Origin of the sequence: Providencia vermicola (genome assembly GCF_020381325.1) — a bacterium.
Classification (GTDB): Bacteria; Pseudomonadota; Gammaproteobacteria; order Enterobacterales; family Enterobacteriaceae; genus Providencia; species Providencia vermicola.
Genome location: NZ_JAGSPI010000002.1, coordinates 354,175 through 366,396, shown reverse-complemented (window position 1 = coordinate 366,396; position 12,222 = coordinate 354,175). Strand labels below are relative to the sequence as shown.

11 protein-coding genes and 1 tRNA gene are annotated in these 12,222 nt (G+C 41.0%); 5 read left to right on the top strand and 7 right to left on the bottom strand.

Annotated features, from left to right (window positions below; all coding sequences use genetic code 11):
• Positions 1-138 precede the first annotated feature (138 nt).
• A complete protein-coding gene (locus tag KDJ85_RS04270) occupies positions 139-1,710 on the top strand; it encodes an AbgT family transporter (RefSeq protein WP_225818604.1) in 1,572 nt (523 codons plus the stop codon).
• 111 nt (positions 1,711-1,821) lie between these two features.
• On the opposite strand, the gene KDJ85_RS04265 is transcribed toward KDJ85_RS04270, so the two are convergent.
• The 6 genes from KDJ85_RS04265 to aspA all read right to left on the bottom strand — a co-directional run bounded on the left by KDJ85_RS04265 (position 1,822) and on the right by aspA (position 7,272).
• The gene (locus KDJ85_RS04265; protein WP_225818603.1) at positions 1,822-2,229 is read right to left on the bottom strand and encodes a DUF2628 domain-containing protein; all 408 of its coding nucleotides are present in this window, start codon (positions 2,227-2,229) and stop codon (positions 1,822-1,824) included.
• A gap of 192 nt (positions 2,230-2,421) precedes the next feature.
• Positions 2,422-2,497 (bottom strand) — tRNA-Phe (locus KDJ85_RS04260).
• A gap of 126 nt (positions 2,498-2,623) precedes the next feature.
• On the bottom strand, positions 2,624-3,196 hold the full coding sequence (gene dicD / locus KDJ85_RS04255) for a division control transcriptional repressor DicD (RefSeq protein ID WP_412990682.1): 573 nt from the start codon (positions 3,194-3,196) through the stop codon (positions 2,624-2,626).
• A 214-nt stretch (positions 3,197-3,410) separates the two neighbouring features.
• Positions 3,411-3,704: a helix-turn-helix domain-containing protein gene (locus tag KDJ85_RS04250; protein WP_225818602.1), complete on the bottom strand. Its 294-nt coding sequence runs from the start codon at positions 3,702-3,704 to the stop codon at positions 3,411-3,413.
• A gap of 674 nt (positions 3,705-4,378) precedes the next feature.
• Positions 4,379-5,701 (bottom strand): anaerobic C4-dicarboxylate transporter, encoded by a 1,323-nt coding sequence (locus KDJ85_RS04245; RefSeq protein WP_206083462.1) that lies wholly within the window; start codon positions 5,699-5,701, stop codon positions 4,379-4,381.
• 146 nt (positions 5,702-5,847) lie between these two features.
• Positions 5,848-7,272, bottom strand: coding sequence for an aspartate ammonia-lyase (aspA, locus tag KDJ85_RS04240; RefSeq protein WP_206083463.1), 1,425 nt, complete (start codon positions 7,270-7,272; stop codon positions 5,848-5,850).
• 440 nt (positions 7,273-7,712) lie between these two features.
• Here aspA and KDJ85_RS04235 point away from each other — a divergent pair, with 440 nt between their 5' ends.
• The 4 genes from KDJ85_RS04235 (at position 7,713) to KDJ85_RS04220 (ending at position 11,135) form a co-directional block, all read left to right on the top strand.
• A complete protein-coding gene (locus tag KDJ85_RS04235) occupies positions 7,713-8,228 on the top strand; it encodes an FxsA family protein (protein ID WP_206083464.1) in 516 nt (171 codons plus the stop codon).
• A 162-nt stretch (positions 8,229-8,390) separates the two neighbouring features.
• The gene (locus KDJ85_RS04230) at positions 8,391-8,684 is read left to right on the top strand and encodes a co-chaperone GroES (RefSeq protein WP_206083465.1); all 294 of its coding nucleotides are present in this window, start codon (positions 8,391-8,393) and stop codon (positions 8,682-8,684) included.
• A gap of 51 nt (positions 8,685-8,735) precedes the next feature.
• On the top strand, positions 8,736-10,379 hold the full coding sequence (gene groL, locus KDJ85_RS04225) for a chaperonin GroEL (protein ID WP_225818601.1): 1,644 nt from the start codon (positions 8,736-8,738) through the stop codon (positions 10,377-10,379).
• 411 nt (positions 10,380-10,790) lie between these two features.
• Complete coding sequence (locus KDJ85_RS04220) at positions 10,791-11,135, top strand: DUF4156 domain-containing protein (RefSeq protein ID WP_047756639.1); 345 nt, start codon at positions 10,791-10,793, stop codon at positions 11,133-11,135.
• Between the two features lie 47 nt (positions 11,136-11,182).
• On the opposite strand, the gene epmB is transcribed toward KDJ85_RS04220, so the two are convergent.
• Positions 11,183-12,211: an EF-P beta-lysylation protein EpmB gene (gene epmB, locus KDJ85_RS04215; RefSeq protein ID WP_225818600.1), complete on the bottom strand. Its 1,029-nt coding sequence runs from the start codon at positions 12,209-12,211 to the stop codon at positions 11,183-11,185.
• Positions 12,212-12,222 lie beyond the last annotated feature (11 nt).

The following is a 12,222-nucleotide window of genomic DNA, read 5'->3' as shown; positions in this document are numbered from 1 at the left end:
TTATAATTATATTAAAAGAATTTATGGTTTATGTTTCTAAAATGTAACTGAGATGTTTTGGTGAAGCTATCTACTTGTAAATAGCAAAAAGAGAAAACATTGTGTAATGTCCATTTCTCTTGTTTATAAGGAGAAAACATGGAACAAAAAAAGCAAGAGGGAAGCCGTTTTTTACGAACGGTTGAGTGGTTAGGAAATGCGCTGCCACATCCGGTTATTTTATTTATTATATTGATTGTAATTTTATTAATTTCTTCAGCAATTGGTCAATACTTTGGGGTTAGCGTCATTGATCCACGTCCAGAAGGGGCTAAAGGGCGAGCTGAAGACGGCATTATTCATATTGTTAGCTTATTAGACCCTGAAGGTATCCGTAAAATTCTTGCGAATATCGTGACCAATTTTACGGGGTTTGCACCTCTAGGAACTGTACTGGTTGCTTTACTTGGGGTAGGGATCGCCGAGCGAGCAGGGTTACTTTCAGCGGCAATGCGTTTAGTGGTAATTAAGGCTCCACGCAAGCTAACAACAGCCGCGATTGTATTTGCAGGGATTATGTCGAATACAGCATCAGAGCTTGGCTACGTTGTATTGATTCCTTTAGCCGCTATCATTTTTCACTCTTTAGGTCGCCACCCATTAGCGGGTCTTGCCGCCGCATTTGCAGGGGTATCTGGCGGGTATTCTGCAAACTTGTTACTCGGTACAGTCGATCCATTGCTTTCAGGGATCACGCAGCAAGCCGCTCAAATTATAGACCCAACTTATATCGTAGGCGCAGAAGCGAACTGGTACTTTATGTTTGCCAGTACGTTTTTAATTACCATTTTAGGTTATTTTATTACCGAAAAAATTGTAGAGCCACAGTTAGGACCATATACGGGTGGTGGTGTCGATACTGACGAAGACAGTTTACGCGCCTCAGCAGAGTTAACATCATTAGAGAAAAAAGCGTTATTTTGGGCATCAGCAACATTTTGGGCACTAGCCGCGGTCTTAGCGCTGATGGTGGTACCAGAAAACGGTATTTTACGTAATCAAGAAACTGGTTTGGTTAGTAATTCGCCGTTCTTAAAAGGGATTGTTGTCTTTATTTTTATCTTTTTTGCTATCCCAGGCATTGTTTATGGGTATATAGCAAAAACTATGCGTTCAGATAAAGATATCGTTGATGCGATGGCTGCATCTATGAGTACCTTAGGTTTATATCTGGTTATTATTTTCTTTGCGGCGCAATTTGTTGCATTTTTTAATTGGACAAACATCGGCCAAGTCATTGCAGTAAAAGGCGCAAACTTCCTAAACAGTATCGACCTTCATGGTGGTGTACTGTTTATAGGCTTTATTCTGATTTGCGCGTTTATTAACTTAATGATTGGCTCTGCATCTGCACAATGGGCAGTCACTGCGCCTATTTTTGTGCCAATGTTAATGCTTGCGGGTTATGCACCAGAAACGATTCAAGCGGCATACCGTATCGGTGACTCGGTGACTAACATTATTACCCCGATGATGAGCTATTTTGGTTTAATTATGGCAATCGTAGTGAAATATAAAAAAGATGCAGGGATTGGAACGTTAGTTTCGATGATGTTGCCTTATTCTGTCATATTCCTAATCGGTTGGTCATTATTCTTTATTGTCTGGGTATTTGTTTTGGGTATTCCAGTTGGCCCAGGTTCCCCAATTTATTTTACGCCAGGAAGTTAATGACTATTTAACTTTTATGGCATAAAAAACCCCCAATAATTGGTTGTCCAACTATTGGGGGTACTTTTATAACCGCTTTTTTATTCGATATATTATTAGGTAATATTTTCCCTATACCATGCGGATCCCTTCGAACGGATTCCACCCATCAAGTCCCTTGGTTTCTTTTATATAGTATGCATAGTTGGCAATCATCGCCCAAAGTGCAGAAATCCCGACGGAAAGGCCAGTATAAGCTCCGTTAGGGATCGTACCACCAACCATAAAATCAATAATATTGAGCACTAGACCTAAACCAATAGAAATCCCCAGTAGAACTAACCCTTTTTTCCACAATCCTAAAATTAAAAAATAAATAATACCGAAGAAAAAGGCGAAGAAATTCATGCTAATGAGCAGGCGTCCACCGAAAGATTCTGCTTTCAATGCGGCTTTAAACTCTGGCGTATCGGGGGCTCCATGAGTATCAAAAAAGTTAAAGCGCTTCTGCCATTTATTAGAATATTGTTTTTGTTCCATTTTCCATCCCTTAGTCATGTAAATATAAAATCAAGAACCGATAATACTTGGAAATAGTTACAAGCATAGAGGCGAACATTCTTAATATGATGGATTCTGGATTTTTCTTAATAAAGGGTTAAGAAAGGAATGACATAAACCTAGAAGGGGAAAACGCAAAAACCCGCCTTTTGGGCGGGTTCTTTAAATAAGTGGTGCCCGGACTCGGAATCGAACCAAGGACACGGGGATTTTCAATCCCCTGCTCTACCGACTGAGCTATCCGGGCAACGGGGCGCATTAAACCGTATTCAGCTGTTTGCGTCAATGAGTTTTTAATAAAAAAACGTTTTTTTTTACTGAGTGTTTTCTTTTTCAGCAAAAGGTGATTGTTTAACGTGCTAATGCGGCTTTTTTAGCTTAGCGCCCCTTTTTTACGGCATAATGCGATCGTCAAAATATCTTCAGAAAGGTGCTGCGCTGTTTCGACATCTTGAATGTCACGTTGGACTAATAAACGGTTTAAACACCCTTCGAGAACCAGTTCCATTTGGTTTGCAACAAGCTCAGAGTCTTCGATATCAAGTTCATCCAATAAATTTTTGGTAAAATTAAAGGAATTGTCTTTTTGTAGGCGGCTGAGCTGGTGAATCGGGTGTTCTGAATCGGGGTAATAATTACAAGCAGAGATAAATAAACAGCCTGGAAAACGCCCCTCACTCACTTTCTCGGACAATTGTTGGTAACGGGCCATTAATTTCTGTTGTGGGCTTAGCGTTTCCTCTAGGAGCGTTTGGCGTTGCCATACTTCAATTTGCTGTCCGTGAAAGCGCAAGCAATCATAAATAAGGGCTTCATCATCAGGCCAAAATTGGCGAATAGTCGAAAAATCAGATTCAATTTCACTGAGTAAATTCTCTGTTGATGCGGATAACCCCTGAATTTCTAACTGGTTTAATGCATGGCTTAAAATTGTTTCGCGCTGGATAGGCATTATAAACTCCATCGGCATCGTGTCTGTTTTTTTCATCATAGCAATGATCAATATTGAATTATAGCGCTTTGCTCAATAGCAATGGTGCTGGCGGAGCTACATAAATGAATAAACGGGGCATTTTTTGTTGAAAGGCGGGAGGAACAGGAGGGGGAAATATCCCCCCTGAATCTAAGTTGACAGTGAATATCAAATTTAGATTGGAACGTTAATTAATCAAATTCGCCTCTAGTGCAACATCGATATAATAAAACTGAAAAATGTTCTTCATAAAATCATCGACATCATGCTTTCTTAACTCGAGGGCTTGTAAGATATCTAACAGACCTTGTATGGTGATGGCATTTTTACCCCTTTCGTAACGAGAAATTTGTTGCTGGCTAATGCTTAATCGTGATGCTAATTGCGCACCTGTTAAACCAACTGCTTTTCTTCGGTGTTTTAGATAGGTTCCAATATAAATGGAAACATCGGTATTATCATTTCGTTGAGTACTTAACATTCCTCCTCCAAATAAATTAATGCTGATGAGATAAATTATTTCAAATAATAGGCTTACTCTATAATTTAGCGCTCGTTTAACGGATTTAAAAGAGAACCTGAATGGTTTTCTAATACCTATTAGACAAGGATGAGGTTAGCATTACCAATATTTATGGCGGATGGATTTGTGGGTATCAATAGATTGTGCCTATTTATAATACACAATAAAAGAGTATGCGTTGTCGATTTTAAAGGATTATATATAAGTTTTATTGCGTCAGTATCTATTTTTTGGAATTATATATTTAAAAATATCATTGTTTTAGTTATATTGTTTTTGCTGTTTTCTGATGAAATTTGTGGATTCACACTGAATTTTAATCAATATATTCATTGCTTGTTACACTTATATTGAGGTTATTAATATAAATGTTTCATGGGAAAAATTTGGTTTGTTTTATTCGATTTTCATATCTGATTTTGGCGTGTCGAATATATAAGATATCTATGGATTATATATTTACCTCTTTTATTAAATTTATAATATGAAACTAAAATAATATTGATAAATGAACTTTGCAGGTTTTATATTTATTATTACCACTTTAGTGGCAATGATAAAAATATTTTAGAACAGAAAAAACCCGTGAATGATGTCACGGGTTTTTAGGCTGTTCAATTTGATGAATAGGACTAGAGCATCATTCCACCGAACAGGAAGCCGAAAGTGACGGCTAATGCGACAGCAATGGTACCAGGGATAAAGAATGGGTGGTTGAAGACGAAGCGACCAATGCGCGTTGTCCCTGTATCATCCATTTGTACCGCAGCAACCAGTGTTGGGTAAGTCGGCAGAATAAACAGACCAGAAACCGCAGAGAAAGACGCAATTGCAGTCAGTGGGCTAACACCTAAAGCCAGTGCCATTGGCATCAATGCTTTTGCTGTTGCTGCTTGTGAATACAAAAGCGCAGAACAGAAGAAGAAGATAACCGCTAGCATCCAAGAATGTTCGTGGATTAAGTCACCCGCAGTTGCTTTGATCCACTCAAGGTTGTGTTGTACGAAAGTATCACCTAACCAAGCCACACCTAAAATACAGATACATGCACTCATACCTGCTTTAAAGGTACTGGAGTTCAAGATAGCATCGGTATTTACGCGACAAAGGATAGTAATCAACGTTGCTACAGTAAGCATGATGATCAAAATCGCATTGGTGGTGTTCATCAATGGTGTTTCGACGATCCCTAAGCTTGGGCTATTGATGATGGCATAACAGACAACACCGATAACACCTAATAAGAACAGCATAACGGAAGATTTAGCACCTGGTTTGATTTCTTTGACTTGGCTACCACGCAGTTCAATTAAGCCTTCTGCTAAACGTTTTTGATAGATTGGGTCATCAGAAAGCTTAGAGTTAAACGTCCAAGAGATAATAAATGACATCAACATAATCGCGAGGAAGGTTGATGGCAGTAAAATTCCCAGCAGAGTGATGTAGCTGACTGTATTACCAGCACCCATCATTGCAGGGTTTTCCATGACCGATGCCATATAGACAACCGCAGCAGAAATTGGTGATGCAGTAATACCAATTTGAGCAGCAACGACCGCTGTTGATAATGGACGGCAAGGTTTAACGCCTTGTTCTTTTGCGACTTCTGCAATGACAGGTAGTGTGGCTAAAGAGATATTACCTGTACCTGCAAAGAGCGTCAGAAAGTAAGTGACAACTGGGGCAAGGATAGTGATGTATTTAGGGTTGCGGCGCAGTAATTTTTCTGTTTGAGCAACTAAATAATCTAAACCGCCTGCAATTTGCATTGCAGAGATAGCGGCGATAACAGCCATGATGATGGAGATAACGTCAAATGGAATGGTGCCTGGTTTCACGCCAATTGCAGCGAGTACCAGTACACCAAGGCCACCGGCAAAGCCGATACCTATCCCACCAAGACGGGCCCCCAAAAAAATGGCCAGCAGAACAATGACAAATTCTACGGCTAACATAGTGTTTACTCCTCGACAAAATGAAAATTAAAATTATGAAACTGTTATGTTAATTATTTGTGTGTGCATGAATCAAAAAAGGCACGCTTTCCGATGAGAGGCGTGCCTTTATTTTTTTAAGTGTTATTTATGATAAACATAAACTTTTAGTCATCAAAACGTTTTGCTTTGTAAGCAGGGTGTTTTAAGTTCTCAACAGAGAAAATATCGTCCAGCTCTGCTTCAGTTAGTAAACCGCGTTCAAGTACAACTTCACGGACGCTCTTACCTGTTTCTGCACAGATTTTACCTACGATGTCACCATTATGGTGGCCAATGAATGGGTTCAAGTAGGTCACGATACCGATTGACTTAAAGACAAACGCTTCGCAGATTTCTTTGTTCACAGTAATACCGCTAATGCATTTCTCTTGCAGATTGCGACATGCATTGCTCATCAGAGAAATAGACTCGAACATTGCTTGACCGATAGCTGGTTCCATTACGTTTAACTGTAATTGGCCTGCTTCAGCTGCCATTGTTACGCAGATATCGTTACCAATAACTTTGAAACACGCTTGGTTAACCACTTCTGGAATCACTGGGTTAACTTTTGCTGGCATGATAGAAGAACCTGCTTGTAACTCAGGTAAGTTGATTTCTTTAAGACCTGCACGAGGGCCAGAAGATAGCAGGCGTAAGTCGTTACAGATTTTAGACAGTTTCATTGCCAGACGTTTTAAGCCTGCGTGAACAGTGATGTAAGCACCACAGTCAGAAGTTGCTTCGATTAAGTCTTCAGCAGGAACGCATGGTAAACCAGTCACTTCAGCTAATTTTTTAACTGCCAGCTCAGAATAACCTGGCGCTGTATTTAGGCCAGTACCGATAGCAGTCGCGCCTAAGTTAACTTCGAGCAGTAATTCGATGCTACGTTTCAGATTTTTCTCTTCTTCTTTCAGAAGGGTAGCGAAAGCATGGAATTCTTGGCCGACGGTCATTGGAACGGCATCCTGTAACTGGGTACGACCCATTTTCAGAATGTCTTTGTATTCTTCAGCTTTAGCTTCAAAGCCTTTTTTCAGGTATTCAACAGATTCAATTAACTTCAGTACAGAGTTATACACTGCGATACGGAACCCAGTAGGGTAAGCATCGTTAGTGGATTGGCTTTTGTTCAGGTGGTCATTAGGGTTTAGGAATTCATATTCCCCTTTTTTATGCCCCATCAGTTCAAGACCGATGTTTGCAAGAACCTCGTTGGTATTCATATTCAGTGATGTGCCCGCACCACCTTGGAATACGTCAACAGGGAACTGGTCCATGCATTTGCCTTCATTTAAAACAACATCACATGCTTTGATGATGGTTTCCGCGATGTTACGTGGAATTGTGTGTTGTTCTTTGTTGGCTAAAGCCGCCGCTTTTTTAACCATAACCATGCCGCGAATAAATTCTGGGACATCGTTAATAGTGCGGTCGCTGATATAAAAGTTTTCAATCGCACGCAGAGTATGAACACCATAATAGGCATCGGCTGGAACTTCTTTTTTACCTAACAGGTCTTCTTCGATACGAGTATTGTTTGACATGAGAACCTTCTTAATTAGATTACAGTTACTGTCCGTTTATGCGCTTTTTAAAAATCCATATATCGTAAAAACAAAACTTCACAGGTGATTAATATTGTAAAATAAAACTTTACAAGCGATTAACACCTTCTACTACGTTATCAGCATTATGATCTACTGAATTATGGGTAGATAATATGCCTTTAATGAAACAATGCCTTGAACCTAGATCACTATATAGTTTGATTTATGCAACAGATTTTACGTTGTGTGACATTCGTCACAGATAAGTCTGGTTAATCAAAAAACTCTATGAGTTGAAAAGCGTTATCTTTGCCCCAATTATTATGGCTATACTAAAGAAAAAAGCGAATATTGATAGTTGTCTCTTAGATGCAGTTCACAAAGGTTTTCCGAGGGGCGTAAAATAGTTGATAGCTTATTGAAATAAAGGAGAACTTGTGCGCTGGTTACCACTAATTCTGATATGTATTCTCATTTACATTGAATCGGTTATTTTCGTGAGAGTCGCTTCCGAAGTGGGAGTTCTAATGACGCTAATTTTAGTGGTCTTAACTTCCTGTTTGGGGGTCTCCTTGGTGAAAAACCAAGGAATGAAAAATGTCCTGCAAATCCAACAAAAATTAGCATCTGGTGAGAGTCCAGCGGCAGAGATGATTAAAAGCGTTGCGCTCGTTTTAGCGGGCTTTTTACTCATCGTGCCAGGGTTTTTCACTGACTTTATTGGTTTATTGTTATTACTTCCACCAGTACAAAAACTTATCGTAATGCGATTAATCCCGCATATTCGTTTCTATCAACCTGGCGCGGGTTTTAATCAGTCAAGAAATGGCGGATATCAAAACGGTAATACGTTTGATGGGGAATTCCAACGTAAACAAGATGACCCGTCTTTTACTATTGATAACACTGATAAATCAGACTCATCAGATAAAGACGACCGTCCGAAACCGTAAATCCTTCGTATTTGTGGGGAGATAAAAATGAAAAATATTTTATCTCCCCCCTTGAAGTCCCTCTGTCTAGCCCCAATCTGCTCAAACATGGTACTAGTTTATTAAGACATGCTGGTATCGTCCTTTTACCTAGTGTGGACTTTATTTATAGGAGAACTATTAATGAAAATTCGTCCATTGCATGACCGTGTTATCGTTAAACGTAAAGAAGTAGAATCTAAATCTGCGGGTGGCATTGTTCTGACCGGTACTGCGGCAGGCAAATCAACGCGTGGTGAAGTTCTGGCAGTAGGCCAAGGCCGCATCCTAGAAAATGGCGAAATTAAAGCGCTGGATGTGAAAGTTGGCGATATCGTTATTTTTAACGACGGTTATGGCGTGAAAGCTGAAAAAATCGACAATGAAGAAGTCCTGATCATGTCTGAAAGTGACATCCTGGCAATTGTTGAAGCGTAATTTTCACTTAAAACTTCTCAACGAACGAAAAGAATTTGAAGGAAAGAGATAATGGCAGCTAAAGACGTTAAATTTGGTAGTGATGCACGTACGAAAATGCTTCGTGGTGTGAATGTTCTGGCAGACGCAGTTAAAGTTACTTTAGGCCCTAAAGGCCGTAATGTTGTTTTAGACAAATCATTTGGCTCACCTGTTATCACTAAAGACGGTGTTTCTGTTGCACGTGAAATCGAATTAGAAGATAGATTCGAAAACATGGGTGCTCAGATGGTCAAAGAAGTTGCCTCTAAAGCAAACGATGCTGCGGGTGACGGTACAACAACAGCAACAGTGTTAGCTCAAGCTATCATCACTGAAGGTTTAAAAGCGGTTGCTGCGGGTATGAACCCAATGGATCTGAAACGTGGTATCGACAAAGCGGTTGTTGCTGCGGTTGAAGAGCTGAAAGCACTGTCTGTTCCATGTTCAGACACCAAAGCGATTGCACAGGTGGGTACTATTTCTGCAAACTCTGACGAAACCGTTGGTCGTTTAATCGCAGAAGCAATGGATAAAGTCGGCAAAGAAGGCGTTATCACCGTTGAAGAAGGTACAGGTCTGGAAGATGAGCTGGATGTCGTGGAAGGTATGCAGTTTGACCGCGGTTACCTGTCTCCTTACTTCATCAACAAACCAGAAACTGGTGCTGTTGAGTTAGAAAACCCATTCATCCTGTTAGTTGACAAAAAAGTCTCTAACATCCGTGAATTACTGCCAGTATTAGAAGGCGTTGCGAAAGCAAGCAAACCACTGCTGATCATCGCTGAAGATGTTGAAGGTGAAGCGCTGGCTACCTTAGTGGTTAACACCATGCGTGGTATCGTTAAAGTAGCAGCGGTTAAAGCACCAGGCTTCGGCGACCGTCGTAAAGCAATGCTGCAAGATATCGCAACTCTGACTAACGGTACTGTTATCTCTGAAGAGATCGGTATGGAGTTAGAAAAAGCAACATTAGAAGACTTAGGTCAAGCTAAACGTATCGTGATTAACAAAGACACCACCACTATCATTGATGGTATCGGTGAAGAAGATGCGATCGCTGGCCGTGTTGCTCAAATCCGTCAACAAATCGAAGAATCTTCTTCAGATTACGACCGTGAAAAACTGCAAGAGCGCGTAGCGAAATTAGCTGGCGGTGTTGCGGTAATTAAAGTCGGTGCAGCAACTGAAGTTGAAATGAAAGAAAAACGCGCTCGCGTTGACGATGCTCTGCACGCAACTCGCGCAGCCGTTGAAGAAGGTGTTGTTGCTGGTGGTGGTACCGCACTGGTTCGCGTTGCAGCGAAACTGGAAGCACTAACAGGTGATAACGAAGAACAAAACGTGGGTATCCGTGTTGCTCTGCGTGCGATGGAAGCGCCAATGCGTCAAATCGTGACTAACGCAGGCGAAGAAGCCTCTGTGGTAGTTAACAACGTTAAAGCGGCTAAAGGTAACGATGGTTACAACGCAGCAACGGATACGTATGGCGATATGATCGACATGGGTATCTTGGATCCAACTAAAGTCACGCGTTCTGCTCTGCAATTTGCAGCCTCTATCGCTGGCCTGATGATCACCACTGAAGCGATGATCACTGACCTGCCAAAATCAGATGCACCTGACTTAGGTGGCGCTGGTATGGGCGGCATGGGTGGAATGGGCGGTATGATGTAAGCCATTTGGCAAACATCATGCACTAGTCACAAATATTTGTGACTTAGCCTGAATAAGACCAGCACGGTGAAGTTATCTCGTCGTGCTGGTCTTTTTGTTTTTTAATTATATCGAACCATTAATTATTGATAATAATTAATATCCCCAATCAATGTACAATTGATGCGAAACACGATTTATTTTTGCGTCAACATTGCTTAGCGGGTTATATTTAACGTAAGGTAAGTGGTTTGAATTAGCAAAGAATAGGGCAGTTTCTTGATTAATTTGTGGTAGACTCTATTCGGCTGGTGATGTGTGGCAATTGTGACGCAGTATGCGGAGCACCTCCTAGCGATTTATGATATACCGTATTAGGGCTAATAATTTTTCAAACCAGCTGCAAAAACACAATGAAAAATGAGGGAAAACATGCGAATTAAAGTCTTGCTTGGTGCTGCTGCATTACTGCTATTAGCGGGTTGTTCAACGTCAACTAACTTGACTGCGGCAGGCTCACAAGTTCGTTTTGTTGAGAATCAACCTGGAAGTGATTGCCAACTTCTCGGTCAGGTTGCAGGGACACAAAGCAACTGGTTGAGTGGCGTAAATAATGAATCCAGCTCCATGCGTAGCGCAGCGAATGATTTGCGCAATAAAGCGGCTGAAATGGGCGGAAATGTGATCTTCGGTGCAACTAGCCCAAGTGAAACCGTGTTATCTAGCTTTATCCCGCTAGATAGCAAAATGGTTGGCCAAGTGTACAAGTGCCCCTAAAATGAATTAGCGACGCCCAAATACCGATTATTTGGGCGTTTTGCTGATTAGCTCTGCCTTAAATTGAGATCGAGCAGTGTTTTGCTTGGTTCTCCTCCAATTTCCCGTGCAAGCTTAGGCACGAGATACCCAGATACTTTGCTCAATAATTGTTGGATCAATTGCCGTGCTTCAATATCGCTGACGAGAAAGTGGGCCGCACCTTGCACTTTATCCAATACATGCAAGTAGTAAGGCAAAATTCCTGCGTCAAATAAGGCATTACTCAAATTCATCAGCGCCGTCACGTTGTCATTGACTTGTCGCAGTAAAACACTTTGATTTAATAACGTTACACCTGCCTTTTTGAGCTTTTGCATTGAGTTTGTGAATGCTTTGTCGATCTCATTAGCGTGGTTGATATGCGTCACCATCACCACTTGTAAACGGGAGCGTGCCAGTCTTTCGCACAAGGTATCTGTGATACGCTCAGGGATCACAACAGGCAAACGTGTATGAATTCTCAAACGGGTGATATGGGGAATTTCCTCCAATTGGCTTATCAACCAATCGAGTTCATGGTCTTTTGCCATTAATGGATCACCCCCTGAGAAGATGATTTCATTGAGTTCGGTGTGGTTTTTTATATAATCCACAGCCATCAACCAGTTATTTTTATTTCCTTTGTTATCTTCATAAGGAAAATGCCGGCGAAAACAGTAGCGACAGTTCACTGCACAGCCACCTTTAACGAGCAGTAATGCGCGGTTGTGGTATTTATGCAGTAAACTTGGGATCTCATTATCCTGCTCTTCCAGCGGGTCGGTGGAAAAACCAGGATGGACATCAAACTCGGCTTTTGCGGTTAATACCTGCAATAACAGCGGGTCTAGTGGATCGCCTTTTTTCATTCGTGAGATAAATGGCATTGGGACACGTAATGGAAATAATTTACGCGCCTCACGGCCTTCTTGCGAAGCAAGATGATTTTCCAAGTTCAGTATTTGCAGCAATTCATCAGGATTAGTGATTGCTTCAGCAAGTTGTTGTATCCAGACTTCTCTGGATGAGGTATTTTGAGTTACAATATCGACCATTTTTTGGCTAT

Bases quoted from the DNA above. Each gene is read 5' to 3' on its own strand.
- KDJ85_RS04245 (WP_206083462.1), bottom strand. From the start codon at position 5,701: ATGTTAGCCGTAGAATTTGTCATTGTTCTGCTGGCCATTTTTTTGGGG.
- KDJ85_RS04230 (WP_206083465.1), top strand. From the start codon at position 8,391: ATGAAAATTCGTCCATTGCATGACCGTGTTATCGTTAAACGTAAAGAA.
- epmB (WP_225818600.1), bottom strand. From the start codon at position 12,211: ATGGTCGATATTGTAACTCAAAATACCTCATCCAGAGAAGTCTGGATA.
- aspA (WP_206083463.1), bottom strand. From the start codon at position 7,272: ATGTCAAACAATACTCGTATCGAAGAAGACCTGTTAGGTAAAAAAGAA.
- KDJ85_RS04265 (WP_225818603.1), bottom strand. From the start codon at position 2,229: ATGGAACAAAAACAATATTCTAATAAATGGCAGAAGCGCTTTAACTTT.
- KDJ85_RS04250 (WP_225818602.1), bottom strand. From the start codon at position 3,704: ATGTTAAGTACTCAACGAAATGATAATACCGATGTTTCCATTTATATT.
- KDJ85_RS04220 (WP_047756639.1), top strand. From the start codon at position 10,791: ATGCGAATTAAAGTCTTGCTTGGTGCTGCTGCATTACTGCTATTAGCG.
- KDJ85_RS04270 (WP_225818604.1), top strand. From the start codon at position 139: ATGGAACAAAAAAAGCAAGAGGGAAGCCGTTTTTTACGAACGGTTGAG.
- groL (WP_225818601.1), top strand. From the start codon at position 8,736: ATGGCAGCTAAAGACGTTAAATTTGGTAGTGATGCACGTACGAAAATG.